The 25,773-nt window shown below is 71.9% G+C and carries 18 protein-coding genes and 4 pseudogenes; 8 read left to right on the top strand and 14 right to left on the bottom strand.

Annotated features, from left to right (window positions below):
* Window positions 1-232 precede the first annotated feature (232 nt).
* Both ACZ4VT_RS14790 and ACZ4VT_RS14785 read left to right on the top strand, forming a co-directional pair.
* Window positions 233-451 (top strand): hypothetical protein, encoded by a 219-nt coding sequence (locus ACZ4VT_RS14790; protein WP_467949595.1) that lies wholly within the window; start codon window positions 233-235, stop codon window positions 449-451.
* Window positions 448-2,553 carry a bifunctional polysaccharide deacetylase/glycosyltransferase family 2 protein gene (locus tag ACZ4VT_RS14785; protein ID WP_467949594.1) on the top strand — a complete coding sequence of 702 codons (2,106 nt, stop codon included), beginning with the start codon at window positions 448-450 and terminating at the stop codon, window positions 2,551-2,553. The genes ACZ4VT_RS14790 and ACZ4VT_RS14785 overlap by 4 nt, the downstream gene beginning before the upstream one ends.
* A 544-nt stretch (window positions 2,554-3,097) precedes the next feature.
* Here the strand turns inward: ACZ4VT_RS14785 and ACZ4VT_RS14780 are convergent.
* Window positions 3,098-4,370, bottom strand: a pseudogene (locus ACZ4VT_RS14780) (NF041680 family putative transposase); the annotation flags it as partial.
* Between the two features lie 1,008 nt (window positions 4,371-5,378).
* On the opposite strand from ACZ4VT_RS14780, the gene ACZ4VT_RS14775 reads away from it, so the two are divergent.
* Window positions 5,379-5,669, top strand: coding sequence for a hypothetical protein (locus ACZ4VT_RS14775; protein ID WP_467949592.1), 291 nt, complete (start codon window positions 5,379-5,381; stop codon window positions 5,667-5,669).
* Window positions 5,670-5,741: 72 nt separating this feature from the next.
* Here ACZ4VT_RS14775 and ACZ4VT_RS14770 read toward each other — a convergent pair.
* A pseudogene (locus ACZ4VT_RS14770) lies at window positions 5,742-5,903 on the bottom strand (IS5 family transposase); the annotation flags it as partial.
* A gap of 378 nt (window positions 5,904-6,281) precedes the next feature.
* Between ACZ4VT_RS14770 and ACZ4VT_RS14765 the strand changes: the two are divergent.
* Window positions 6,282-6,494 (top strand): annotated as a pseudogene (locus ACZ4VT_RS14765) (monooxygenase family protein); the annotation flags it as partial.
* A gap of 31 nt (window positions 6,495-6,525) precedes the next feature.
* On the opposite strand, the gene ACZ4VT_RS14760 reads toward ACZ4VT_RS14765, so the two are convergent.
* From ACZ4VT_RS14760 to ACZ4VT_RS14730, 7 genes are all read right to left on the bottom strand, one after another.
* Window positions 6,526-7,329: a class I SAM-dependent methyltransferase gene (locus tag ACZ4VT_RS14760; RefSeq protein ID WP_467949590.1), complete on the bottom strand. Its 804-nt coding sequence runs from the start codon at window positions 7,327-7,329 to the stop codon at window positions 6,526-6,528.
* 119 nt (window positions 7,330-7,448) lie between these two features.
* Entirely contained in the window at window positions 7,449-8,318 is an 870-nt protein-coding gene (locus ACZ4VT_RS14755) for an ATP-binding cassette domain-containing protein (protein ID WP_467949588.1), read from the bottom strand.
* On the bottom strand, window positions 8,315-9,319 hold the full coding sequence (locus tag ACZ4VT_RS14750) for an ABC transporter ATP-binding protein (RefSeq protein WP_467949586.1): 1,005 nt from the start codon (window positions 9,317-9,319) through the stop codon (window positions 8,315-8,317). Before ACZ4VT_RS14750 ends, ACZ4VT_RS14755 begins: the two co-directional genes overlap by 4 nt.
* On the bottom strand, window positions 9,316-10,269 hold the full coding sequence (locus tag ACZ4VT_RS14745; protein WP_467949584.1) for an ABC transporter permease: 954 nt from the start codon (window positions 10,267-10,269) through the stop codon (window positions 9,316-9,318). Before ACZ4VT_RS14745 ends, ACZ4VT_RS14750 begins: the two co-directional genes overlap by 4 nt.
* Window positions 10,266-11,234, bottom strand: coding sequence for an ABC transporter permease (locus ACZ4VT_RS14740; RefSeq protein ID WP_467949582.1), 969 nt, complete (start codon window positions 11,232-11,234; stop codon window positions 10,266-10,268). The genes ACZ4VT_RS14745 and ACZ4VT_RS14740 overlap by 4 nt, the downstream gene beginning before the upstream one ends.
* Entirely contained in the window at window positions 11,231-12,904 is a 1,674-nt protein-coding gene (locus tag ACZ4VT_RS14735) for an ABC transporter substrate-binding protein (protein WP_467949580.1), read from the bottom strand. Before ACZ4VT_RS14735 ends, ACZ4VT_RS14740 begins: the two co-directional genes overlap by 4 nt.
* Before the next feature lie 120 nt (window positions 12,905-13,024).
* Complete coding sequence (locus ACZ4VT_RS14730; RefSeq protein ID WP_467949578.1) at window positions 13,025-14,707, bottom strand: amidohydrolase; 1,683 nt, start codon at window positions 14,705-14,707, stop codon at window positions 13,025-13,027.
* A 129-nt stretch (window positions 14,708-14,836) separates the two neighbouring features.
* On the opposite strand from ACZ4VT_RS14730, the gene ACZ4VT_RS14725 reads away from it, so the two are divergent.
* Window positions 14,837-15,541 carry a TetR/AcrR family transcriptional regulator gene (locus ACZ4VT_RS14725; protein WP_467949576.1) on the top strand — a complete coding sequence of 235 codons (705 nt, stop codon included), beginning with the start codon at window positions 14,837-14,839 and terminating at the stop codon, window positions 15,539-15,541.
* Window positions 15,542-15,664: 123 nt separating this feature from the next.
* Window positions 15,665-17,317, top strand: a complete 1,653-nt coding sequence (locus ACZ4VT_RS14720; RefSeq protein ID WP_467949574.1) for a PKD domain-containing protein — start codon at window positions 15,665-15,667, stop codon at window positions 17,315-17,317.
* A gap of 121 nt (window positions 17,318-17,438) precedes the next feature.
* Here ACZ4VT_RS14720 and ACZ4VT_RS14715 read toward each other — a convergent pair whose 3' ends face one another.
* Both ACZ4VT_RS14715 and ACZ4VT_RS14710 read right to left on the bottom strand, forming a co-directional pair.
* Complete coding sequence (locus ACZ4VT_RS14715) at window positions 17,439-19,460, bottom strand: prolyl oligopeptidase family serine peptidase (protein ID WP_467949571.1); 2,022 nt, start codon at window positions 19,458-19,460, stop codon at window positions 17,439-17,441.
* Window positions 19,450-20,511, bottom strand: coding sequence for an AI-2E family transporter (locus ACZ4VT_RS14710; protein ID WP_467949569.1), 1,062 nt, complete (start codon window positions 20,509-20,511; stop codon window positions 19,450-19,452). Before ACZ4VT_RS14710 ends, ACZ4VT_RS14715 begins: the two co-directional genes overlap by 11 nt.
* A 174-nt stretch (window positions 20,512-20,685) precedes the next feature.
* Between ACZ4VT_RS14710 and ACZ4VT_RS14705 the strand changes: the two genes are divergently transcribed.
* Window positions 20,686-21,969, top strand: a complete 1,284-nt coding sequence (locus tag ACZ4VT_RS14705; RefSeq protein ID WP_467949805.1) for an MFS transporter — start codon at window positions 20,686-20,688, stop codon at window positions 21,967-21,969.
* Window positions 21,970-21,981: 12 nt separating this feature from the next.
* Here the strand turns inward: ACZ4VT_RS14705 and ACZ4VT_RS14700 are convergent, their stop codons facing one another.
* Together ACZ4VT_RS14700 and ACZ4VT_RS14695 are read right to left on the bottom strand one after the other, a co-directional pair.
* A complete protein-coding gene (locus tag ACZ4VT_RS14700) occupies window positions 21,982-22,155 on the bottom strand; it encodes a hypothetical protein (RefSeq protein WP_351291855.1) in 174 nt (57 codons plus the stop codon).
* A gap of 47 nt (window positions 22,156-22,202) precedes the next feature.
* Window positions 22,203-22,451 (bottom strand): annotated as a pseudogene (locus tag ACZ4VT_RS14695) (glycoside hydrolase family 3 protein); the annotation flags it as partial.
* A 681-nt stretch (window positions 22,452-23,132) separates the two neighbouring features.
* Here ACZ4VT_RS14695 and ACZ4VT_RS14690 point away from each other — a divergent pair.
* Window positions 23,133-24,587: a nucleobase:cation symporter-2 family protein gene (locus ACZ4VT_RS14690; RefSeq protein WP_467949566.1), complete on the top strand. Its 1,455-nt coding sequence runs from the start codon at window positions 23,133-23,135 to the stop codon at window positions 24,585-24,587.
* Window positions 24,588-24,674: 87 nt separating this feature from the next.
* Here the strand turns inward: ACZ4VT_RS14690 and surE are convergent, their stop codons facing one another.
* Entirely contained in the window at window positions 24,675-25,607 is a 933-nt protein-coding gene (gene surE / locus ACZ4VT_RS14685) for a 5'/3'-nucleotidase SurE (protein WP_467949564.1), read from the bottom strand.
* Between the last annotated feature and the right edge of the window lie 166 nt (window positions 25,608-25,773).

The raw sequence follows: 25,773 nt of genomic DNA, 5'->3' as shown, positions 1-25,773 counted from the left end.
GGGCGATGCCCGCAGGCTCGTGGATCTTGATGGCCTCCGGGCGGCCATGGGGTGCCCGGCGCCACCCTGGCATGAGGTTCGGGCCGCCTGGCATCGAAGTGGGCCGAGTCGCCGAAGTCACCCCGTTCGAGCGTGTCCGCCGTCAACTCGTGCGTGGCCGGCTCGCTCCTGCGGTGGAACGTCCGCGCGCCGCATGTGGTCCTCGCAGACGATCTTCCTAGCATTCGGTCACGTGATCAACGAGCTGCTCGACCCGGCCCGCCCCAAGCCCTCCTCGCCCGTCTTCGACGACCCGTACGGCCGCCGCCGCAGGATCGTGACCACAGTGGGCGTGGTGGTGTGCTTCTTGTGCCTGTGTGTCCTCGCGGTGGGCGCAGGCGTGCTCTACGCCGACCCGGGGGCGCCGGCAACGGATCCGGCCGAGGCTGTCCACACGACCCCCCGGCGATGAGGGCGGCATCGCCCCGCGGGCACTGGTGGGTCCTGGCCGGCGTCCTCACGGTGTTCCTGGCAGCCCTGTTCCTGGCAACGTCGATCCTGCGCGGCGTCGGTGAACCGGGCACCTCCCAGGAGCAGCAGCCGGATGGCCTCGTGCCCCATTCCGTGTCCGGCGGCGGACCCGTCGTGGACACCCGGAGCGGCCCCCCGGTCAGCCTGAGCGTGCGCCCGGGCGCGGTGGCGCTCACCTTCGACGACGGCCCGGACCCCACCTGGACCCCGGAGATCCTGCGGCTGCTGGCCGCCAAGCAGGTACCGGGGACGTTCTTCGTCGTCGGCCAGCACGTCGCCGAACACCCCGAGCTGGTCCGGGCGCAGGCTGCCGCGGGGCACGAGATCGGCCTGCACACCTTCACGCATGCCGACCTGGCGACCGCGCCGATCTGGCAGATGCGTCTGGAGCTCGCCGCCAGCCGTGCCGTCCTGGCAGGAGCCACCGGAAAGACCACGACGCTCCTGCGGCCGCCGTACTCCTCCATGCCCGACGCGGTCAACAACCGGGACTGGCACGCCGCCTTGCGCACCGGTGCGCTCGGCTACCTGACCGTCCTGTCGACGCGTGACGGGCTGGACTGGGAGGCACGGGACGCCGGAGACATCGTGCGAGGCGCCGCCCCGAAGGACGGCACAGGGGCCGTCGTCCTCCTGCACGACGGCGGTGGCGACCGGTCCCGGACGGTCGCGGCCCTGGGACAGCTCATCGACACCCTCAAGGCACGCGGATACCGCTTCACCACCCTGACCGGAGCGGTCGGCCTGCCGCCCCAAGCGGCCTCAGCCGGCACGCTCGACCGCTGGTACGGCGCCGCGCTGATCGGCCTGGTCCAGGCAGCCGTCGCCGTGCCGCCCGCTGCCGCCGGGCTGTTGTACGTGGTTGCCCTCCTCACCGCCGCACGACTGGTCCTGCTCGCCGCGGCCGCGGCAGCACACCGAAGGCGCACGGAGTCCCGGGCATGGCCCCTGTCCGTGCCCCGGGCAGGCGTCTCCGCCGTCATCCCGGCCCACAACGAGCAGGAGACCATCGCCTCCTGCGTACGCGCCCTACTCGACGGCGGCCATGCGGACATCGACGTCGTCGTGGTCGACGATGGTTCCACCGACGGCACCGCGGCAGCGGCCCGCACGGTGGCGGACCCCAGGGTCCGCGTGGTGACCCAGCCCAACCAGGGCAAGCCCGCCGCCCTGAACGCGGGCGTCGCCCACGCTGCACACGATGTGATCCTCATGGTCGACGCGGACACCGTGATCGCCCCTGGGGCGGTGGTCCGCCTGGCCGCCGCCTTCGCCGACCCGTCGGTCGGCGCGGTGGCCGGCAACACCAAGGTCGCCAACCGCACGGGCCTCCTGCCGCTGTGGCAGCACCTCGAATACGTCATGAGCTTCGGCCTGGAACGCCGGCTGTTCGACCTGGCCGGCGCCAGTCCGACCGTTCCGGGAGCCATCGGGGCCTTCCGGCGATCAGCCCTGGCCTCCTGCGGTGGCATCAGCGCCGACACCCTCGCCGAAGACACCGACATCGCCATGGCGCTGTGCCGGGCCGGCTGGCGCGTCGTCTACCGGAGCGACGCGCACGCCCACACCCACGTCCCCACCACGATCCCGGAGCTCTGGCACCAGCGCCACCGATGGGCCTACGGCACCCTGCAGTCCATCTGGAAGCACCGCCACGCCGTCAAGGAGACCGGCACCGCCGGCCACCTCGGCCGCCGCACCCTCCCCTACCTGTTGCTGTTCCAACTCGCCCTGCCGCTCGCGGCACCCCTCATGGACGCGGCTGCCCTCTACGGGTTGGCCTCCGGGACCATGCCCGTCCCGGTGCTCACCTGGGCCGTCTTCTGCCTCGCTCAACTCACCCTCGCCGCCTACGCCCTGCGCACGGACGGCGAGAGCCTGCGCCACCTGTGGCTCATCCCGCTCCAGCAGGTCCTCTACCGCACAGCACTGTGCCTGCTCACCATTCACGCCCTGGTCACCGCAGCACTCGGAACAGGCCCCCGGTGGCGGAGCCCCTCGACCACCCACGCGGAGGCACGGCCGCACCCCGCAACCGTGTGACCGCACAGGTTCCCGGAGACGCTGATCAGCCGGCAACGCACCACGGTCCTACCCGCCCCGACCGTGGCCCGGCCCGATCGGCGCTGACCTCCGCCACCAGCTCCGGGCGGACCAGCACCACGTCCAAGACGTCGCGACTCCACCACGCCGCCGTGAACCGCACCCCTCGAAAGGGTGCCCGGGGACGGCCGCCACGAGGTGCTCGCCAACCTGCCGAGACACCTCGTCGGCGACTTGTCGCCGGGAGTGGGTCGATAGCAGGAGAGCTCGCCGCACTCGCTCGGGCTGGGAGTGAAGTGGGCGAGCAGCGGCCGGTGAGGGCGTTCAGTGTTATGCGAGCTGGACTTCTTCGGTCTGCGGGTCCCTCACTGACCGGTTCAGCTGGCCCATGAGTGCGCGGATGGTTTGCGGGCGGCATTCCGCTCGTCGGCCTGGTCCTGGAACTTGAGTTCGAGGTCGACGACCTGCTGTTCGGGTGTGGTGATCCGTGCCTTGAGCCGCTCGGTGTCGTCCGGCCCGCCGATGCCGATCTCGCGCCGTACAGCTGGTTCTTCGAGCCGAGCGGTCTGCCGGGGCCGGGCCGCGATGGTTTCGACGCACGGGCCAGGCAGGGCAAAGCCGGGCGGAGGTTCCTGCCCCCCCCGGCGGACCCGGGCCGGGGTAAAGCCTGTTCGGTTCCACCGGTCTCTCCCAGAGGCGGCGGATGTCCTCGGCAAGCGGCCGGGCGAGACGGAGTTGGGTGTGCGCAACGGTGATCAGCCACGTCCAGCGGTCCGCCGCTTCGGGGGTGCGGAGCTTGGGCCGGGTCCAGCCGAGCGTCTGCTTGATCATTCTGAAGGTGTGCTCCAGGTCGAATCTCCGCAGGAACGCCTGCCAGCGCAGATCGACCTCGGCACCGGTCATACCGGTGGCCGAGGACCACAGCCACAGCGGCAGCGGCTCTCCGCCGCCGGGCAGTCCGTCGACCTCCAAGCGGATCAACGTCCCTTCGGTGATCGGGAGTTCGCCGTCGTGGTCGATCCAGGCGGAGCGGGTCGTAAGCCTCGGATGGATACGGTCCCAGGCCGTCGCCTTCGCGGTGCCGTAGCGGTCGGTGACCTCAACGGTGGCCGCGTCGGGTTCGCTCCAGGTTTCGGGCTTAGCGAAGCGGAATTCCTTACCGCGCCTCGGCGGCCGGCCGCCCTGGGATACGCCAGGGAGTCGGCCGTCGCATGACACGGTCCGAGCGCAGGCGCCCAAGGACCTCGACGGGCAGCCCGCCGAGAGGATAGGCCATGCGCGGGGCGTCGTAGCCGGCGTCGAAGACGACCAGTATGTTCGGCTCGCCCTCGCACCACCGCCCGCCGGCGAGCCGGACTGCGTCCAGCAGCTGACACCAGGAGGTGCGGCCCGCCTCCAGCGCGGCGACGAACGAGTACGGCCAGCCCGGGATCATCAGGTGCTGTCCCGGCCCCGGCCGAAGGTGTGGCAGAACAGGCGGCCCGCGCTGCACTCCGCGTCTGGCCGCAGCCAGTTGCTCACGTCCACGGCCAGGACGAGCCGGTCGTCGGCCGCTCGGGGCTGGGGCAGCGCGGCCGGCGGCCGCCGCAGCCGCACCGCGTCGATGCGGCCGCGGTTGAGCGCGTCGTACAGCGCACCGTGCCCACGACGGTGCTCGGCCAGCAGCGTCAGGTCCACCGGCGACGACACCGGCCCGTCCGCGCACAGCAACGCGTCCGCAAGCTCGAACAGTTCGTCACGCCGCGCGCTCAGACACGCGAAGAAGGCCCCCGCAAGCGTGACGCTTTCGCGAACGGCTCCCGCTGGACTCGGAGCACATGGCCAGACGAAGGCCGTGTCCACGTCCGGCGAACACCCGGATGGGCGATGCCGTTCGATGCATCGTTCGGGGTCGGTGACCCGTCTCACCCGAGGTTTGACCGCACGACGTTCGGCCCGTTCATCAGCGGTTGAACGGCACGGCGGGTGGCCTCGGCAATGAACAGCAACCGTAGCTCCGTCAGACCGCGAGCTGACGGACCTGCCCGGGGTCGAGGTGCAGCTCGTACGGGGTCGAGCAGTCGCTGACCTCCGTGCCCACCGGGGCACCGCACGGGCACCGGCGGTTCATCCCGCCCCGGCCCGACAAGCCGCAACAGCCCACATCGTCGAAGCTCGGGGCACGGACCGGCTCCAGGCCCGACGCGTCGCCAGGATGAAGAACCACAGTCCCTCGCGGCCCTGCCGACACCAGGAAGTCGTCACCGTCCGGATCGCAAACGCACGGGCCGCCCGGGAAGATCGCCACCGGGTCCTCGCACGGCATGAACGGTGCGCCCCAAGGCTCCGGTTCCACCGCGAAGCACCCCCGCGGCACGGTGGCGGACGCCGTCCGCGTCCCACCTTCTTTCGAATAGCCCTGGTCCATCGGACGAACGGGGATCTCAGCCAACTCGGTCAACGGTCCCGTGATCGCAGAACCACAGGCCACACACGCGAACACCATCACCCGCAGTTCTTAACACCCCCCGAGGAACCCGCCAACCCAATTAGCCTCCCACCACGGCACTCAGACCCAGCAGACCGGGCCGAAGCATCACCCCTGGACCTGGTGGTCCAGCTTCGATGAGACAAACCCGCCCCGGTCAAACATCGGTGAGACGGGTCAGCCAGAGCATAAAGAACAACGGCAGGGTTGTTTGGTAACTCGGGCGTGACGTTGGATCCGGTGATCACCCGTGTGAGGATCGTGTTGTGTGCGCCTGCATCTTGCGCAGTGGCGCGCGCGTGACGGCGCAAGGTCGAGTGGGGGTCCTGGAGTGTTCGCGGGGAAAACGGCGCGGCTGGTGATCAGCAACGATGGCGAGGAGCTGCTGGAGCTGACCGTGGAGCCCTGGGCGGACATTCACCGGATCCTGCCGAAAGAAACCTGCATCGTTGTCACCCACTCGTCCGCGGGAGACGGCACTTGGGGTGGGACGTCGTATGGTGACGAGCCGTTCGAGGTCGAGCATCGGCCTGATTCGGTCACGGTGTGGGCTAACGGCCACTGCTTCCACCTGAGCGACAGGGAGGGCGATCCGATCGAAGAGAGCGCCTACGGGGGCGGGTGTCCTGCCCAAAACCCGGCCACCTGAAGGACTTGCAACCTGGTGGATTTGCGGTTCCCGGTGCTGTGCGAGTCGTCGGCGAGCTACCGGTGCTGCGCCTCAGGCTTCGCGCCAGTTTGGAGTCGACTCTCGTGTGAGCCTGCGGCTCATCAGGTCGATCATCGCGAGGTGGATCATCGCTTCGGAGCGGTGTGGGTGGGTTTCGTAGTCGCGGGCGAGGCGCCGGTGGTTCATGAGCCGGCCGAAGGTCCGCTCGACGACCCTCAGCCCGCTGTCGCGGGCATGTCGAGCAGCGTCTTCCAGGGCGAGGAGTTTCCGGAATCCCATGCTGCTGTCGGCCAGTTCCATACGGGCGCGGTGGATCTGTTCGTCCACGTCGCGGTGCTCGTCGGCGCCCACCACGCAGCGAAGCTCTTCGAGGAACTCCACCCGGTAGTGGAACCGGCCCTCTCCGCAGGACTCGTCGACGGCACGTTCGAGCAGGGGGCGCACGGCGGGCTTGTCGTGCGTGCTGACCACGAGCGGGGCGGTCATGAGGCCGAGCACGTCCGGCGACGGGGGCTTCCAGGCGAGCGCGGCCTGGCCGAGGGCGATCATCTCGCCGACGATGTCGGTATGCTCCGGCTGCCGCGTAGCGGCAACCGCAAGGAACGCGAGTCCAAGCTGCACGGGCACGTGGGCCTGTGGCACGAGTCCTACGTCGTGCCCGAGGGGTCGTACGAGGCGATCTACTTCGACATGCCGCCCTTCGGACTGGCCGCGGCCACCGGGTCGCTGCCCCTCGAACGGCGCGGCCGGCGCGCGGCCGACCGGTTCGCCCACCGCTCGCCGGCTGCCGAATCCGCCGAGTGAGCCGGCCCTCCCCCTGAGCCGGCCCCGCGGTTCACGGTCGGCGCCTCGTCGCGATGGCGGCCCGGACGCGGAGGGTCCGGCTGTAGACACCACCGGGGTCGTGGTCCAGCAGGGCCTGCCGCAGCTCGGACTCGAAGGCGGCCCTGCGGTCGCCGAACAGGGCCGGGCCGGAGGAGGGGCAGGAGAACCGGAGGCCGATCACCTGGTCCGCGGTGTGACGCAGGGTCTGGTCCCATGTGACGGTCTCGACGCGGGAGAACGGCGACTTGGCGAGATGGTCCTCGGCGTCCCGCGGCTCGCCCGACCGGTCCGCGTCGTCCCACTCGTCCGCCCCGCCGTGGCCGGTTCCGAGGAACCGCGCGGACACCTCCTCGGCGACCGCCGCCCAGGATGGGCGCGGGACGCCGGGCCGGGGCACGGAGTCGACGAGGACGATCGCGCCCCGGGGCGCGAGCACACCGTCCAGATCGGCCGGCACCCGGTCCCGGTCCATCAGGTGGAAGGCCCTGCCGATGACGCACAGGTCGATCCGGGGCAGGCAGAGCCGGCCGATGCCGGCGGCGTCACCCACCAGCCAGGAGGTGTTCGCGAGGCCTCGCTCGTCGGCGAGCCGGGACCCCTCGGCGAGCATGGCCGGCTCCGGGTCGACGGCGTAGACCTGATCGGCCAGCGGAGCCAGGGCCAGGGTGACCGGGCCGGGCCCGGCGCCGAGGTCCAGTACGGTCTGCGACCCGTCGAGCGCGAACCGGTCCGCGAGCAGCTCGTAGAACTCCGCCGGGTACGGGGGCCGGTAGCGGGCGTAGTACGGAGCTGCGGACGCGTACGGGGTGCTCATGGGGTCCTCCCGGGCCGGGGTCGATCCGCCGATGGTGGGGCACAACCCGGCGTCCGGCGGCGACCGGCACCGGAAATCCCCCGTACGGATTCCCCTGCGGCCCCTCCCGCACGGTTCGGTTACGTGGCCGCCGCCGGCCGGTGGCCTCCGTTCGTGAACGGATCGAGCCGGCGCCGGCGCCGGCTGATCGAGTCGGGGTCCCAGCCCGGCCGGGGCACGGAGGCCAGCAACAGCTTGGTGTACGGGTCCCGGGGCGAGGTCAGGAGCTCGGAGACCGGGCGGTGTTCCATGGTCCGCCCCCGGTACATGACGAGGGCCTCGTCGCAGACGTAGCGGACCACGGCCAGGTCGTGGCTGACGAAGACCAGCCCGATGCCGGTGTCGCGCCGGATGTCCGACAGCAGGTTGAGCACCTGTGCCTGCACGGAGACGTCCAGGGCCGACACCGCCTCGTCGAGGACCAGCACGGCGGGTTCCACCGCCAGCGCCCGGGCGATCGCGGCGCGTTGGCGCTGCCCGCCCGAGAGGTGGCGGGGCAGGGCGGCCGCCTCGCGGTCACCGAGGCCGACCTGGGCCAGCAGTTCGCGGACCCGGACCGCCCGCGCCGCGCGGTCGCGCATCCCATGCAGGCGGAGCACGTCGTCGATCGTCGCGCCGATGCCGATCCGGGCGTCCAGGGAGAGGTAGGGGTCCTGGAAGACGATCTGTACGGCCTTGGCCCGGGCCAGCCGCGCCGGTCTGCCCCGTACGGACGCGGCCAGCGGCTCGCCCTGGACGAGGATCCGGCCCGCGTCGGGGCGTTCGAGGCCGATCAGCATCCGGGCCGTGGTGGTCTTCCCTGAACCGGACTCTCCGACGATGCCGAGGGCCCCGCCCGCCCGGAGGGTGAACGACAAGTCGTCGACCGCGACGACCACGGCAGCGCCGGTCCGGTAGGTCTTGCGCAGGCCGCTCACCTGGAGGAGGGGGGCGGTGGGGTCGGTGGTCAACTGTCCTCCGTGCGGGGTGCGAGGGAAGGCACCGGCGGGGCCGCGGCCAGTTCGGCCGTGCGGTGGCACGCGACCTCGGCCGGGCCGTGCCGTTGGAGCGGGGGCGGGGACTGGTCGCAGCGGCCGGGTTCGGCGAAGCGGCACCGGGGTGCGAAGGCGCAGCCGGGCACGGACTCCAGCAGGCCCATGGGGGCGCCCGGGATGGGAGTGAGCCGGCCGGGCGGGCCGTCGAGCGGCGGTGAGGAACCGAGCAGGCCGGCGGTGTAGGGGTGGCGGGGCGAGGTGAAGAGCTCTCCCACGGGCGCGGTCTCGACGATCCGGCCCGCGTACATCACGTAGATCCTGTCGCTGACCGCGGCCGCGAGCTCGATGTCGTGCGTGATCAGGAGGAGGCCGAGGCCGCGTTCGCGCTGGAGGCGTCCCAGGACGGCGAGGATCTCGGCCTGGGTGCTGACGTCGAGTGCGGTGGTCGGCTCGTCGCAGAGCAGCAGCCGCGGTTCCGCGGTGAGGGCGGCGGCGATCACGACGCGCTGGAGCATTCCTCCGGAGAGCTCGTGCGGGAACTGCCTCAGGTGCCGGGACGGGTCGGGCAGGCCCACCGCGTCGAGCAGTTCGGCGGCCCGGGCGTCGGCCCGGGCCCTGGACCAGCCGTGGACCAGGCGCAGTGGTTCGGTGAGGAAGTCCCCGACGCGGCGCACCGGATTGATGGCGGCCCGCGGGTCCTGGTAGATCATCGCCGCCTTGTTGGTCCGTACGTCGCGCAGGGCCGGGGCGTCGGCGCCGACCAGGTCGGTCCCGTCGACCCGTACCCGGCCGCCGATGTCGGCGCCCTCCGGGAACAGGCCGAGGGCGGCGCGGGCGGTGACGGATTTCCCCGAGCCGGATTCGCCGACCAGGGCGACGACCTCCCCGGCGCGGACCCGCAGGTCGACGCCGTCCAGGAGGGGGCGGGCCATGGCGGGCAGCGTGACGCTGAGTCCTTCGTACGCGAGCAGTGTCATCGGGAGTGGCTCCCCGCGAGCCGGTCGCCGAGGTTCTCCCCGACGACGTTGAAGGCGACGACCACCAGGACGACCGCCACGGCCGGCGCGATCGCGGACAGCGGCTGCCCCTGGAGCACGGCCGCCTGACCCTGGTTGATCATGGCGCCCCAGTCGGGGGTCGGCGGCTGTACGCCGAGCCCCAGGAACGAGAGGGCGGCGAGGTCGAGCAGGGCGTACCCGAAGTTCACCGTCGACTGGGCGAGCAGGGTCGGGGCGATGTTGGGCAGCATCCTGCGGACGGTGACGAACAGGGCGGAGTGGCCCTGCACTTGATAGGCGGCGATGTAGGGGCGGGCCTTCTCCTGGACGGCGAGTCCGCGCACGAGGCGGGCGGTGTACGGCATGTAGGCGATCGCCATGGCGAGGACCGGCGCCGTCATCCCCTTGCCGAAGAGGGCCACCGCGAGGATCGCCAGGAGCAGCGCGGGGAAGGCGAAGACGACGTCGAGGACCCGGCTGGTGACGGTGTCGATCCAGCCGCCGCGCCAGGCGGTGAACAGGCCGACCGCCGTGCCGAGGAGGGTGGAGAAGAGCACCACGGCGAGGGGTCCGGCGAGGCTGGTCCGGGTACCGGCGATCAGCGCCGAGAAGGTGTCGTGGCCGCCTTGGTCGGTGCCCAGCCAGTGGCCGGCGCTCGGGCCCAGGAGGGTGTCGCCGAGGCGGCCGAAGGTCGGGTCCTGGGGTGCGAGCCACGGCGCGAGCAGCGCCACCAGGACGAACAGGAGGAGGAGCAGCAGGCAGGTCCGCTGGAGCCGGCTGCCGCCGAGGGTCCGGATCCGGGTCAGCGCGCGACGGCCCTTGGCCGCCGGGGCGGCCGGGGCGGCCGGGGCGGTCTGTGCGGCCGGGGCGGTCTGTGGGGCCGGGACGGTCTGTGGGGCCGGCTCGGGGGTCTCGGTGTGTGCGGTCATCGTGCGCTCCCCGCCGCGGCCATGCGCGGATCGATCAGCGGGTGCACCAGGTCGACGAGGGCGTTGACCACGACGAACGCGGCCACCACCAGCAGGACGATCGCCTGGACCACCTGGAAGTCCAGCTGGTCCACCGACTGCACCAGCAGGGAGCCCACTCCGGACATCCCGAAGGCGGTCTCCACGATCGCGGTGCTGACCAGCATCCCGGAGACCAGGAGCCCTGAGACGGTCACGATCGGTCCCAGGGCGTTGCGCAGGACGTGCCGCCGGATGACGGTCCGGCGGGGTGTCCCCCGGCTGAGGGCCACTTCGACGTGCTCGCGGCGCAGTTCGTCGAGCATCGCCGAGCGGGTCACGCGGGTCACCAGCGCCACGAAGGTCACGGACAGGGCCGCGGCCGGGAGGACCACGTGGTGCAGTCGGTCCAGGGCTCCGGCGCCGTTCCCGATCGTCGGGAACCAGCCCAGCTGCACGCCCAGCACCGACCTGAGCAGGAGCGCGGCGACGAAGGCGGGCGCCGCGGCGCCCACGGTCACCAGGAGCATCAGGGTGCGGTCGGTCCTCGTGCCCCGGCGCAGCGCGCCGACCACGCCGGATCCGATGCCCACCACGGCGATCATCAGGGCCGCCACGCCGATCAGCAGCATGGACGCGGGCAGCCGCGACCAGATGACCGCGGAGACGTCCTGGTGGAAGAGGTGGGAGCGGCCGAAGTCGCCCCGCAGGACGCCCTCCAGCCAGTTCCAGTAGCGGACCAGGAACGGCTCGTCGAAGCCGTACTGGCGGCGGATCTCGGCGAGTTCCTGCGGGCTGGGGCTGCGCCCCTTGACGAGGAAGGAGGCGGGGTCGCCCGGCGCCAGGAACAGCGAGGAGAAGACGAGGAAGGAGGTGACGAGCAGGGTCGCCGCCATGCCGGCCAGTTTGCGCAGCACGCGTCCGGCCCGTGCCACCGCGACGGTCATCCCTTCGCCCCGATCTCGGCCGCCCACGGGTAGTAGAGGTAGGCGATGGACGGCTGGACGCCGGTGATCCGCTTGCCGAGGAACACGCTCACGGGCTGGGTGTAGAGGGGCAGCCAGGGCAGTTCGCGCAGGGCGATCCGCTGGGTCTCGGCGTTCGCGGCGGTGTGCTCGACGGGGTCGTAGCTCGCCACCGCCTTGTCGATGGCCGCGTCGAAGGCGGGGTCGGACCATCCGCCGTAGTTGCCGAACGCCCCGGTCTGGAGGGCGCCGTACATGTCCAGCGGGTCGGTGATGGAGGTGTTCCAGAAGGTGAGGAAGAGGTCGATGCCCTCGCGGGCGGCCGGATCGGTGAAGAGCGTCGTGTACTTCTCCGCGGAGACGGAGTCGATCTGCGGCTTCAGCCCGATGGCCGTGGCGGCCTGGGCGACGGCCTGGGTGATGATCGTGGTCTGGGAGTCCAGCGGACTGGTCGCGATCACGATCCTCTGGCCGTTCACTCCGGCTTCGGCGGCGAGCGCCTTGGCCTTGGCCGGGTCGTACGGGTACTTGGGGACGTCCTTGAGGATCGCGTCGCGGGTCGCCGCGTCGGGTGCTTCGTTCCAGAGGTTGTCGGTGACCAGGGAGTGGGCCACCTCGCCGACCCCGCCGGCGCCGGCCTTGAGGATGCCCTCGCGGTCGATGGCCATGAGGAGGGCCTGGCGCACCCGGGCGTCGCCGAGCGGGCCCTTGAGGTTGCTGACCACCTCGTCGGCGACCGTGGTGTTGCGGCCGAAGTAGAGCGATCCGGCCTGGGTGTCGCGCAGTTGGGCGTACGCGTTCGGCGGGACCATCCAGCCGCCGTCGACCTCACCGCTCTGGAAGGCGTTGACCCGGGTCGTCGCGTCGCCGAGGAAGACGAACTTCACCTGGCCGGACTTGGCCTTGAGCGCGGGGTTCCAGTAACCGTCGAAGCGCTTGAGCGTGAGCGACTGGCCGGAGGTCCAGGAGCCGAAGGAGAAGGGGCCGGTGCAGTTCACACCGGTCTGGGGGTTGCCGTAGTCGTTGCCGGACTTCGCGAGGGTGGCGGCGGATTCCACGGTGCCGGGTCCCGCGGCGAGGTACTTGTTGAAGGTGGAATCGGGCCGGGCGAGGGTGACGGTGACCTCCAACGGCCCGGTCCCGTCGACCGACTTCACGTTCCGGAAGGGGTTGGCCCAGACGCTGGCCGTCTGCGGGTCGAGGTTGCGGCGCAGCGAGGCCACGACGTCGTCGGCGGTGAGCGTCGTCCCGTCGTGGAAGCGCACTCCGGGACGGATCTGGTAGACCCAGGTCGTGGGGGTGGGGTTGGTGTACGAGGACGCCAGGTTCGGCGAGGTCGTCAGGTCGGGGTTCCAGCGGAGCAGGCTCTCGCAGACGTTGGCGAGGATCTGGTTCGGCGGGAAGTCGAACGCGTGGGCGTAGTCGATCGTGGTCGGCTCCGCGTAGGTCGACCAGGTGAACGAGTCCACGTCGCCGGCGGGGTCGGGCGTCTTGTCGGTGAGCTGGAAGGCGGTGGTCGCGCCCTTCCCCTGGTCCGCGGTGCCGCTGCACGCGGTGGTGACGAGCACCGCGCCCGCCGCGAGGGCGGTCGCCAGGGCGTGGCGGATCCGGCTGCGTCGGTGGTGCGGCGATCCCGATGTGGCTGATGACATCGTCTGGCTCCCTGAGGGGTGAGCGTGGTGGGGTTCGTGCTGCTCGGCCGGTGGTGGCCCGGCCGGTGACTGCCCGGTCCGCCGGCAGCCCGTGATCGGTGGGGCGTGGGGTGTCGGTGCTCAGTCCGTCGCGGCGAAGACGAGTTCGCCGTCGAGGTAGGTCCGGAGCACCCGGGTGTCGGCGATCTCCTCGGCGGGGTGGGCGAAGGGATCCCGGTCGAGGACGACGAGGTCCGCGTACTTGCCCGTCTCGACGGTTCCGGTGACCTCGTCGAGGTGGTTCACCCAGGCGCTGCCCGCGGTGTAGGCGGTCAGGGCCTGGGAGAGGGTCAGCGCCTGCTCGGGGAAGAAGGGCGGCAGGGGTTCGAAGGTCCCGGACGGGTGGGGGGCCTCGTCGGGTACGGCGCGGTTGACGGCGACGTGGATGCCCCACAGCGGGTTGGGGCTGCTCACGGACCAGTCGCTGCCGGCGACGAGGCGGGTGCCGGCGCGCTGCAGGTCGCCGAAGGGGTACTGGAGGGCGGCCCGTTCGGGTCCCAGGAAGGGGATAGTCAGCTCGTCCATCTGCGGTTCGTGCGCGGCCCACAGGGCCTGGATGTTCGCGGCCGCTCCCAGGGTCGCGAAGCGGGCGATGTCGTCGGGGTGGACGATCTGCAGGTGGGCGAGGTGGTGACGGTTGTCGTTGGCGCCGTTGGCCGCCCGGGCCGCGGCGAGTGCGTCGAGCACCTCGCGCACGGCGCGGTCCCCGAGCGCGTGGAAGTGGAGCTGGAAGCCCGAGCGGTCGAGCCGGGTCACCGCCTCGGTGAGCAGTTCCGGGTCGATGAAGCTGAGCCCGGAGTTCGCGGTGGCGCAGCCGCAGCCGTCGAGGTAGGGCTCCAGCAGACCGGCCGTGAAGTTCTCGGCGATGCCGTCCTGCATGATCTTGACGCTGGTGGCGTTGAAGCGGCCCACCTGGCCGGTCCGGCGGCGCTCCTCCAGTTCGGGTATCTGGTCCAGGCCGCGTTCGCGGTCCCACCACAGGGCGCCGACGACGCGTGCGCGCAGGGAGCCCTCGCGCGCCGCCCGCAGGTAGACCCCGTAGTTGTCGGGGTTGCCGGGGAAGGCGCCGATCATGGCGTCCTGCCAGCTGGTCACGCCGAGGGAGAAGAGGTGCTCCTGTGCGGCGAGCAGGCCGGCGTGCGCCTCGTCGGGCGTCGCGAGGGGCACGTGGTGGGCCACCAGGTCCATGGCGCCCTCCTGGAGGGTGCCGGCCGGGGTTCCGTCGGCCTCCCGCTCGATCCGGCCGTCCGCCGGATCGGGGGTGGTGCGGTCCACGCCCGAGAATGCGAGCGCGCGGGTGTTGACCCAGGCTCCGTGGCCGTCGCGGTTGGTGAGCATGACGGGCCGGTCCGGCACCACCGCGTCGAGCATGGCGCGCGTCGGCGTACCCCCGGGGAAGACGTCCATGGACCAGCCGCCGCCACGGATCCAGGCCGCTTCGGGGTGTTCCTCGGCGTACGCGGCGACCACGGCCAGGTAGCCGTCGGCGGAGCGCTCCTCGCTCAGGTCGCAGCTGAGCATCTGGACGCCGGCCACCGCGGGGTGGACGTGGGCGTCCTGGAACCCCGGGACGAGCAGTCCGCCCGCGAGGTCGACCACCTCGGTGTCCGCGTCCGCGAGGGAGCGGACGGTGGCCTCGTCGGCGACGGCGAGGATCCGTCCGCCCCCGATCGCGACCGCGGCGTCGACCGGCACCGGCCCGGTCGCGGTGAAGACCTTCCCGCCCACGAATACGGTGTCGGCCCGCTGCCTGTTGTTGGACATCGACGCATCCTCCGGCTCGGCGGGCAGACCCCGCACGGCTTGTTTGTTGAGGAGGAGTGAACGGGAGCGCAACATTGTTGTCAACGGTGTTGCGCCGCCTCCGTTCCACATCGTTACACTGGCCCCACCATGCCGAAGTCATCCGACGCACCCGCCCGGTCCAAGCGCGCGGGCAGCCAGCTCACACCCGACGCGATCATCGAAGCGAGCCTGCGCATCGCGGCTCGCGGCAGCGCGGACGCGTTCACCGTCCGGCGCCTCGGCGAGGAGCTCGGCGCCGACCCGACCGCGATCTACCGGCACTTCCGCGACAAGGACGAGCTGCTGCTGTCCGTCGCCGACCGCACGCTCGGCGAGGTGCTCGACAGCATCCCCGACGGGCTCGACTGGAAGGGCCGGCTGCGGGCGCTCGCCGACGGCTCACTGGAGGTGGCCCTTAAGTACCCGGTGGTCGGGTCGACCATGGCCAGCCGGACGACCCGGCGGCCCAACGAGTTCCGGGTGGTCGAGCTCATCCTCGGCGCCGTCATGGAGGCCGGGCTCGACGGCGCCGAGGCGGCCGTCCACTACCGGATGGTCGGCGACTCGCTCCTCGCGTACGTCGGCCAGCGCGCCGCCTACCTGTTGTTCGACCCGGACATCAGGGCGGCCGACGAGTCCTCCTGGAGCCGGGAGTACCGCCTGGTCGACGCGGAGGGATTCCCGAACATCACCCGACTGGGCACGCAGCTCGCCGAGGTGACGGACGAGCAGATCTTCCTGGCCCGGGTGGAGGCGCTGATCACCGCGATCGAGAAGCGGGTGGAGGACCTCCGCGCGGACTCCTCGGACTGAAATGTCATGGCATTGATACAACGCGACAGCGAGATCAAAAGGGGCTCGCGGGAAGCCGCCCGCCTATGTACTCTGAGCGAGCTTCAAACCTGATCGCGTTCAAAAACTAAAATGGGGGGGCCGGTGCGTAATCGCCGACTCGTGCTTTCCACCGCCGCAATCGTCGCGGCCGGTGTCGGACTCGTCCCGGGTGTCGCCAGCGCGACGGGCCAGGACGGAGCCAAGGGGACGGACCACCGGGGGGTGTCCGTTCCCGACCTCGATCTGAACAAGATCGCGGCCAAGGCGTACAAGGAGGGGACCACCTCCAGCCCCGCTTCCAAGACGGTCCACCCGGCCGCCAAGGGCAGCAAGCAGGCCGCGGACGCCGCCGCCGAGCCGACGGTCGCCCTGGAGGCCGACACCGTCAGCGCCCACGGCGTGGAGCTGAGGCTCGCCGTCACCAGCGACCCGGGCACCGCGCTCGGCGTGCTCGTCGAGTGGGGCGACGGCAGCCAGATACAGGTGGGCGCCAACGGCCCCACCAACCTGACCGAGAACCACGTGTACGCCAAGGCCGGCGTCTACACCGTCAAGGTCTCCCTGGTCGACGGCAGCGGGGTCCGCGGCACCAACCAGATCGTCCTGCAGACCGCGGGCAACGAGTTCACCCCGCACACCCCGACCCGTCTGCTGGACACCCGCGCGGGCATCGGCGCGCCCGCGAAGAAGGTGCCCGCCTTCGGGACCGCCCGCATCAAGGTCGGCGGCGCCGCGCAGATCCCGGCCGGTGTGACCGCCGTGGCCCTGAACGTCACCGTCACCAACCCCTCGAAGGACGGACACGTCCGCGTGTACGCCGAGGGCGGCGAGGTGCCGACCACGTCGAACGTCAACTACACCCCGGGGCAGACCGTCCCGAACATGGTGATCGCGTCGGTCGGCCAGAACGGCTACGTGGACATCTACAACCACGGCGCGGGCGAGCTCGACCTCATCGCCGACGTCACCGGGTACTTCTCCAAGTCCGCGGCCAGCGGCTACACCTCGCTCAACCCGAGCCGTATCGTCGACACGCGCGAGGGCCTCGGCACGGGCACGGGCAAGGTCCCGGGCTACGGCAGCTTCAGCACCCAGGTGCACGGCCGCGGGGGCGTCCCGGCGAGCGCCAAGGCCGTCGCGCTCAACGTGACCGTCCACGAGCCGAACATGGAAGGTCACCTGACCGTCTACCCCGGCGGCGCGGCCCCGACCTCGTCGAACCTGAACTTCGGCCAGGGCCAGACCATCGCCAACTCGGTCATCGTCCCGATCGGCCCCGACGGCAAGATCAGCATCCGCAACGGTGCCGGAGCCGGGACCCACGTGATCGTCGACGTCGTGGGCTACTACAGCCCCGAGAGCGAGAGCGCGCTGATCCGCACCGCCCCGAGCCGCTGGTTCGACACCCGTGAGTGGGGCAGCCCGCTCGAGGGCCGCTCCTACATCTACGGCCGGGTCGCGGGCGGGGACACGAACGTCACCGCGCTCGTCACCAACGCCACCGTCACCAACCCCGAGGGCACCGGCTTCCTGACGGTCTCCCCGGACCCCAACTCGTGGGCCGCCTACGAGGGTGGCTGGGAGACCTGGCCGACGCCGCCCAACTCCTCCAACCTCAACTGGACCTACCGCAAGACGGTCCCGAACCTGGTCCAGGCGAGCTCCGGCGTCAACAACGTGATCGACTTCTGGAACATGAGCTGGCAGCCCACGGACCTGCTCGTCGACACCTTCGGCTTCTACGCCAAGAACTGACGCCCGGCCCACCGGCAGGATCTGCCGGCTGAACCGCCGGCACGGCGCCCCGGGAGCGGACCCCAGTGGTCCCGCTCGCGGGGCGCCGTGCCGCGTTTTCCGGCACGGTCGCGGCCCGGAATCAGTTCGACGGGGTCAGCCGCTCCCACAGGAACGTGTGGACGAGGGCCTCGTTGAAGGCGGTCTGCCGGTGGTCGGTGGCGCCCGCGTGGCCCCCGCCCAGGTGCTCGTGGAAGAGGACCGGATGCCCGAACTCGCGCAGCCGGGCAGCCATCTTGCGGGCGTGGCCCGGGTGGACGCGGTCGTCGCGCGTGGAGGTGAGCAGGAGCAGCGGCGGGTACGCCGGCCCGTCCGCCCGGACCTGGTGGTACGGGGAGATCCGCTCCAGGTGGGGCCGGTCGGCCGGGCTGTCGGGGTCCCCGTACTCGGCGATCCAGCTGGCGCCGGCGAGCAGCTTGTGGAAGCGGAGCATGTCCAGCAGCGGCACGTGGGCGACGACCGCGCCGAACAGTTCCGGGTCCCGGGTGAGCATCGCGCCCATCAGCAGCCCGCCGTTGCTGCCGCCCTCGATGCCCAGCTGGGCGGGGGTGGTGATGTCCCGGGCGGTGAGGTCCCGGGCGACGGCGGCGAAGTCCTCGTACGCCCGGACCCGGTTCGCGCCGAGGGCCGCCCGGTGCCAGTCCGGCCCGTACTCGTGCCCGCCCCGGATGCCCGCGACGACGTAGGTACCGCCCCGCGCGAGCCAGGCCCGCCCGGTGAGCGCCCTGTACTGCGGGACCATGGAGATCTCGAAGCCGCCGTACCCGTAGAGCAGGGTGGGGCCGGGGCCGGGGCGGTCCTCGGGGCCGACGACGAAGTACGGGACCCGCGTGCCGTCGGCGGAGGTGGCGAAGTACTGGCGCACCCCGAGGCCGGCGGTGTCGAAGAGCGCCGGGCTCTGCTTGACGCTCTCGCCGTCGCCGCCGGCCGTGCCCCGGTAGAGGGTGGACGGCTGGAGGAAGCCGGAGACGTGGTGGAAGTACTCGTCGCTCACGTCCGGGTCGGTGGAGGTGACCGAGGCGGTGGACAGCGGCGGCACGCCCGGCAGCGGGGCCCGCTGCCAGCCGCCGGGCCCCGGGGTGAGGAGCTCCATCCGCGAGGAGACGTCGGCGCGGGTGCTGAGGATGAGGTGGTTGCGGGTCCAGTTGTATCCGGCGAGCGCGGTGCGCTCGTCCGGGGTGAACAGCACCTCGGGCTCCCGCTCCCCCGCCAGGAAGGCGTCGAAGTCGAAGGCGAGCAGGCTTCCCGCGGGGTGGCCGAGCCAGGGCGCCTTGGGGGTGACGGTCAGCCACTGCCGGTGGACGGAGGCGCCCGCGTCGTCCGGTACGTCGATCTTCACCGGCGGGCCGGCCGGGTCCTCCGGGAGGAGGAAGAGCTCCTTGTTCCAGAAGTCGATCTGGCGGTGGACGAAGTCCCGTTCGAAGCCGGGGGTGTCGTCGTGCCATCCGGTGGCGGACAGGTCCGAGGGCCGGCCCTCGTAGACCGGCTCCGCGTCGGCGAGGGGGGTGCCGCGCCGCCAGCGGCGCACCTGGAGCGGGTAGCCGGACGCGGACATCGAGCCGGGGCCGAAGTCGGTCCCGATCCAGATCCGGTCGTGGTCGATCCACCCGATCCGGGTCTTGGCCTCCTCGACCGTGAACCCGTCCTCGACGAACGCCGACGTCTCCAGGTCGAACTCGCGCACGACGCAGGCGTCGGCGCCGTCCCGCGACAGCATGACCAGGGCGTGCCGGTGTTCGGGGGCCAGGACGCTGCTGCCGGCCCAGGCCCACTTCTCGTCCTCGGCCTCGGCCAGTGCGTCCAGGTCCAGGAGCACCTCCCAGGCCGGCCGCTCCGTGCGGTACTCCTCGAGCGTGGCCCGCCGCCACAGCCCGCGCACGTGGTCGGCGTCCTGCCAGAAGTTGTAGAGGTGGCGGCCCCGGCGGACGACGTACGGGATCCGGCCGTCGTCGTCCAGCACCTCGCGCATCTCCTGTTCGAGCACCTTGAACCCGGGGGCGCCGGTCAGCGCCTCCACGGTCTCGGCGTTGCGCTCCCGGACCCAGTCGAGGGCGGCCTCTCCGGATACGTCTTCCAACCAGAGGTAGGGGTCTTCATCGCTCATCAGGCGATTGTGCAGGAAGACGGGCCGCGCGCAGGGCCGAGTGCACCGACCAGACCACCGAGACCAGCGGGACCGCGACCACCGCGCCGACCACTCCGGCCGCGATGGCCCCCGCGACCACCGAGATCGCCACCACCAGGGGGTGCAGCCGCACCGCCCGGCTCATCACCAGCGGATGCAGCAGATGGCCCTCGATCTGGCCGATGACCACGATCAGCGCCACCACGATCGCCGCGACGAGCGGACCCTGCGCGGCCAGGGCGACCACCGCCGCGATCGCCAGCGCGACCGGCGACCCGATGAGGGGGATGAAGGCCGCGAAGAACTCCAGCACCGCCAGCGGAACGGCCAGCGGGACCCCGAGGAAGTACAGCGCGACCCCGACGAGGACCGCGTTCGTCGCCGCGACCAGCAGGATGCCGTGCGTGTAGCCGGTGAAGGTGCGCCAGGCCGCCCGCCCGCCGATCGCCACCCGCTCGCGCGCCGGCTCGGGCAGCTGCGCGCAGAACCACGACCACTGCCGGTCGCCGCCGTGCAGGAAGAAGACCGAGCAGAAGAGGGCGAGCGCGAGGACGGTCAGCACGTGCACCAGCCGCCCGGCTCCGCTGACCGCCTGGCTGAGCACCGTGGAGCGGTGGCTGGAGAGGTACGCGCCGATCCGGGACTGGACGTCGGAGAGCGCGCGCGGGTTCAGCCGGAGGGGCGGCCGCTCCAGCCATGCCTCGATGCTGGCGAGTCCCTGGCGGAACTCCCGGGCCAAGGTCGTGCTCTCCCCCGCCACGGCCTCGCCGACGAGCGTCAGCACGCCCAGGACCAGCAGCGCGCTGCCGACGAGGGTCACGGCGACGGCGAGCGTGCGGGGCACCGTACGGGCGAGGCGCCCGGTGGGCGACCACAGCAGCGCCGCGACGACGAGGCCGAGGAAGAGGGCCACGGCGATCTCGTGGAAGCGGCCCAGCACGGCGAAGACCGCGTAGACGGCGGCGCCGACGACCAGCAGGCGCCAGGCGTACGACGCGGCCGTACGCAGGAACGGTGACACCGGCGGCATGGTCCATGAATGCCACCGCGGCCCCGCGTTGCCACGGGCGGGGCCCTTGATTCGCCCGTCCGGGGCGGGCCCGCGGGTGCTCCGGCGGCCGGTGTCCCGGCGCCTGAGCGGGAAAAAACCCTTTGCGCGGGCACGGGCGCACGTCGACGATGGCCTCTCGTGAGTACGTCCCGCCTGGCCACCCTCTTGCCCGACCTCGCCCCGTTCCGGTCCGGTCGTGACTTCCGGCTGCTGTTCTACCAGGGGACGGTGACGTACTTCGGCTCCTTCATGGCCATGATCGCGCTGCCGCTGCAGATCAAGCACCTGACGGACTCGCCGCTGGCCGTCGGCGCGATGGGCGCGGTGGAACTGGTTCCGCTGGTGGTCTTCGGGCTGTACGGGGGCGCGCTCGCCGACGCGGTCGACCGGCGGCGGCTGATCCTGCTGACGGAGGCCGGGCTCGGGGTGCTCGCGCTGGCGCTGCTGGTGAACGCGGCCCTGCCGGATCCGCTGCTGTGGCCGCTGTACGTGGTCGCGGCCGGCGTGTCCGCGCTGGCCGGGCTCCAGCGGCCGGCCATGGACTCGCTGATGGCGCGGATCGTGCCGCACGACCAGCTGACCGCGGCCGCCGCGCTCAACGGGCTGCGCTACCAGTTCGGTGCGATCGCGGGTCCGGCGCTGGCCGGTCTGGTCGTCGCGTACGCCGGGTACGCCTCGGCCTACTCCATCACCGTCGTGGGCTTCCTCGTCTCCGTGCTGCTGTGTCTGCGGCTCAGTCCGGCGCCGCCGGTGCGGGGCGCCGAGCGGCCGTCGCTGCGCGGGATCGCCGAGGGCGCGCGGTACGCGTGGAGCCGGCCCGTGCTGCTGGGGACGTACGCCGTCGACCTGGCGGCGATGCTCTTCGCCTTCCCGAACGCGATCTTCCCCTTCCTCGCGGACGAGCTGGACGCGGTGTGGGCGCTGGGGCTGATGTACGCGGCGGGGGCGGTGGGTTCCCTGGTGTTGGGGCTGACCAGCGGCTGGGTGTCCCGGATCCGGCGGCACGGGCTGCTGGTGGTGGCCGGGGCGACGGTCTGGGGGCTGGCGATCGCGGCCGCGGGCGCGTCCGGCGGCATCTGGATCGTGCTGCTGTGCCTCGCGGTGGCGGGCGCCGGCGACATGCTGAGCGGACTGGCGCGCGCCACGATCTGGAACCAGACGATCCCCGAGGAGCTGCGGGGCCGGCTCGCCGGGATCGAGGTGCTCTCGTACAGCGTGGGCCCGCAGCTGGGCCAGGTCCGGGCGGGCACGATGGCCGGATGGACCGGTACCCGGCCGGCCTTCTGGAGCGGCGGTCTGGCCTGCGTGGCCTCGGTGGCGGCGCTGGCCGCCCTGCTGCCGAAACTGATCTCCTACGACGCCGACACCGACGAGGACGCCCTGCGCCGCCGGGCGGCCCGGGAGGCGGAGGCGGAACGAAGCGGTGCGGTGGCCTGACGCCGCCCGGACTCAGCCCTCCTTCTCGGCGAGGATCCGGTCGGCCGCGTAGTGCGGGCAGTTGCCGGCGTGCCAGGTCACCGAGAGCGAACAGGCTCCGGTCCGCAGGGTCCGCACCGCGCCGTCGGCGGCGGTGGCCTTACAGAAGGGGCACACGACGGTCTCCGGGCGCAGTAGATCGAACATGCCGTGTCCTTCCCGCAGCATTCTCACACCGGACCAGTCCAGAACTATCAAATCCGGCGCCATTCGGCCCCAGTACCCACAAGTACGGATGGGTATTGGAGGCCGTGGCCGAGCGGGAAGAGCGGTGGAACGGCGACGGGGAGGCGTCCTCGGGCGGCTGCCGCGCCGGCGAGAACCCGGGCTGCGGCCCGGAGTTCGGTGTCGCTCCACGAGTAGAGGGCCAGGCTCGCCGTCACGTCGGGAAGACGGACGATGTCATAAGGGTTGCGCAGCGCCACGGCGATGACGGGGACCCCGGGCGGCGGCCTCCGCACGTGCGATGTCCTCTTTGAGCCGCAGGACGCGCAGGACGGACCGGTCGACGCGCTCCTCGGTGAGCTCGCCCGCGCGGACGGCCCGGATCACCGCTTGACGGGCGCGGGGCAGAGATGCGGCAGACCATGCGACGGGGCTCCGGTCCGAAGGTCCTCCTCGGCGACTTCAACGCACCGCCCTCGGCGGCGCCCGAACTCGCCCCGCCGCGGCGCGACATGACGGACGCGGATCCCCGCGCGTCCACCCATCCCGCCCGGAGCCCGGTGAAGCGGATCGACTTACATCGCCGTTTCGCCGGGTGTGCGCGTCCGCAGGGCGCACGTCCCCGAGCCCGCCCGCCTCCGACCACCGCGCCGTCGTCGCCGACCTGCGGCTGCCCCGCTGACGCCGGGCGGAAGGTTACTCGCGAGGAAACCCCGCCTTTGGCTATGGTGAGCGCCCTCGGTCGATTCCCCCTTCGGATCTCAAGATCAAAGACGGATCCGATGCATCGATCGAAGGACACCCCCCACCCGGGACATGAATACGCAGTGCAGAGCGACGCGGCGTCGGCAACACCGCCCGGCGTCGGCTCGGCACGAGCCGGCCTGCCCTCGCCCTGTCACCCAGGGCTGGAGAGCGGCTGTCTTCTCATTCACCTACCTCGCGAAGGCAAGGCAGAGATGGCACGAATGCCCCGTCAGTCCTCCCGTCGACCGCTCACGCATACGCGCACGCACACGCCCACGCATCCGGTCGACGAGCTGCTCCCGATCCCCCGGCTCGCCCTGTACGGCTTCCAGCACGTCCTCGCGTTCTACGCGGCGGCGGTCATCGTTCCGGTCCTGCTCGGGAACGCGCTGGGCCTCTCCCGCCAGGAACTCGTCCACCTCATCAACGCGGACCTCCTGACCTGCGGCGTGGCCTCGATCATCCAGGCCCTCGGCGTCCGGAAGGTCGGCGCCCGGCTGCCCCTGGTCCAAGGCGTCACCTTCACGGCGGTCTCGCCCATGATCGCCATAGGCACGGGGGCGGGCGGCGGTACCGCCGGCCTCCTCGTCGTCTACGGGGCGGTGATCACGGCGGGCATGGCGACCTTCCTCTTCGCGCCGCTCTTCAGCAGGCTCGTGAAGTACTTCCCGCCGGTCGTCATCGGCACGATCCTCACCATCATCGGCATCACGCTGATCCCGGTGGCCCTGCAGGACGCCGCCGGCGGCGCGCACCTCATCGGCACCCCCGCGTACGGGGATCCGAAGAACCTCGCCTACGCCCTGGGCACCCTGCTGTTCATCCTGGCCGTGGTCCGGATCGGCAGGCCGTTCCTGAGCAGCCTGGCGGTCCTGCTCGGGCTCGTCGTCGGCACGACGGTCGCCTGGCTCTTCGGCGACGCCGATTTCTCGGCGGTGCGGGAGACCGACTGGTTCGGGGTCACCACTCCCTTCCACTACGGCATGCCGCGGTTCGAGCTGCTCCCGATCGCCGCCATGCTCGTCGTCGCCCTGATCACCATGGTGGAGACCACCGGGGACGTCTACGCGATCGGCGAGATCACCCGCAAGAAGGTCGATGCCGGCACGGTGGCCCGGGCGCTGCGCGCCGACGGCGCGGCCACCGTCCTCGGCGGCGTCCTCAACTCGTTCCCGTACGTGGCGTTCGCCGAGAACATCGGGCTCGTGCGCATGTCCAAGGTGATGAGCCGGTACGTGGTCGTCGCGGCCGGCGTGTTCATGGTCGTGCTGGGGCTGCTGCCGAAGGCGGGCAGCCTCGTCGCCTCGGTCCCGCATCCGGTGCTGGGCGGGGCGGCGGTCTCCATGTTCGGCATCGTGGCCGCGGTCGGCGTGCAGATCCTGGGGAAGGCCGATCTGCGCGAGGAGCGCAACACCCTGATCCTGGCGGTCAGTCTCGGCGCCGCCCTGCTGCCGACGACGGTCGCGCCGTTCTTCGACCGGATGCCGGACGACCTCCGGGCGGTCCTCGACAGCGGGATCACGCTGGGCGCCCTCACCGCCATCACGCTGAACCTGCTCTTCAACGTCTTCACGCGCCGCGCCACGAGGGAGATCGACTGGGGCGGCATGGAGGAAGAGGAAGACGAGGCGCCGGAAGCGGAGTTCGGGGCGCAGCCGGCCCGCTGAAGCGGGCCCCCGACCCGGGCGCCGGGGGGGGGGGGGGGGGGGGGGGGGCCCTCCCCCCCCCCCCCCCCCCCCCCCCGGTCCGCGGTTTTACGGACGGAGCCCGGTGATCAGGGCCGAGGTCACGGCGTGGTCCGCCGGTCCGGTGTTCCAGTCGGAGTTCATCGGGCTGACGGCGATCCTGCCGGCGGCCACCGCCTCGATGTCACCGCCCTTGGCGGCGGGCTTCAGGGCCACCTTCACGCCCACCTTCCAGGTGCCGTCACCCGCATCGGTGAAGTCCGGCTCGAGGAAGTTCTGCGGGTCCTGGAAGGTGGTGGCCACGCCGGCGGCCGTACCCTTGCCGTCCGCGCCGACGATCGGGTGGTTGACGTTCAGACCGACGCCCTTGGGCAGCAGGGGGCCGGACCGTGCCCGGACCCGCAGCCGGTCGATGAGCTTGACCGCGAAATCGAGCGTGGGACCCATGGCGTTGACCGTGGTGACCGGGTCGGGCGCGCTCAGGCCGCCGGTGCTCAGCGCGATGGCCGGCACGCCGCTCTCCAGAGCGGCGACGGCGCCGCCGACCGTACCGGAGTGGGTGGCCAGTCCGGCGACGTTCGGGCCGAAGTTGGTGCCGGAGACGACCAGGTCGGGGGCCTTTCCGGCGAACACCTCGGCCAGGCCGAAGGCTACGGAGTCGCCCGGAGTGCCGTCGACGGCCCAGACCTTCGGTTCGGGGTGCTTCACCGAGATCGTGGGGGCACCGCTCATCATCTTGGTGCCGGTACCGCTCTGGTTGGTGAGCGGGGCGACGATCGTGACGTCGTGCCCGGCGGCGGTCAGCCGATCGAAGGCCTTGCGGATGCCGGGTGCGTTGTAGCCGTCGTCGTTGGTGAGCAGGATCCGCAGCGGACCGGCGGGCGGGGCCGCCGGCTCCGCGGCGGGCGCGGTCTGCGGCGCGGCGACCGCGGGTGCCGTGCCCGCCAGGGCCGGCGTGCACAGCATCAGGGCGGCCAGCGGCAGAACTCGCTTGCGTCTCACAGAGTGCTCCTTCAGAGCGGAGGGAGGTGAGGGTGGGCGGAGGCCGTGCTGTCCGGGGGGGGGGGGGGGGGGGGGGGGGGGGGGAGAGGGGGGGGGGGGGGGGGGGGGGGGGGGGACGAGAGGGGGGGGGGGGGGGGGGGGGGGGGGGGGGGGGGGGGGGGGGGTT

It is taken from the genome of Streptomyces sp. NPDC029164 (assembly GCF_055563995.1).
The sequence above is the reverse complement of the archived record's forward strand: the minus strand, read 5'-3'. Positions and strand labels throughout refer to the sequence as shown.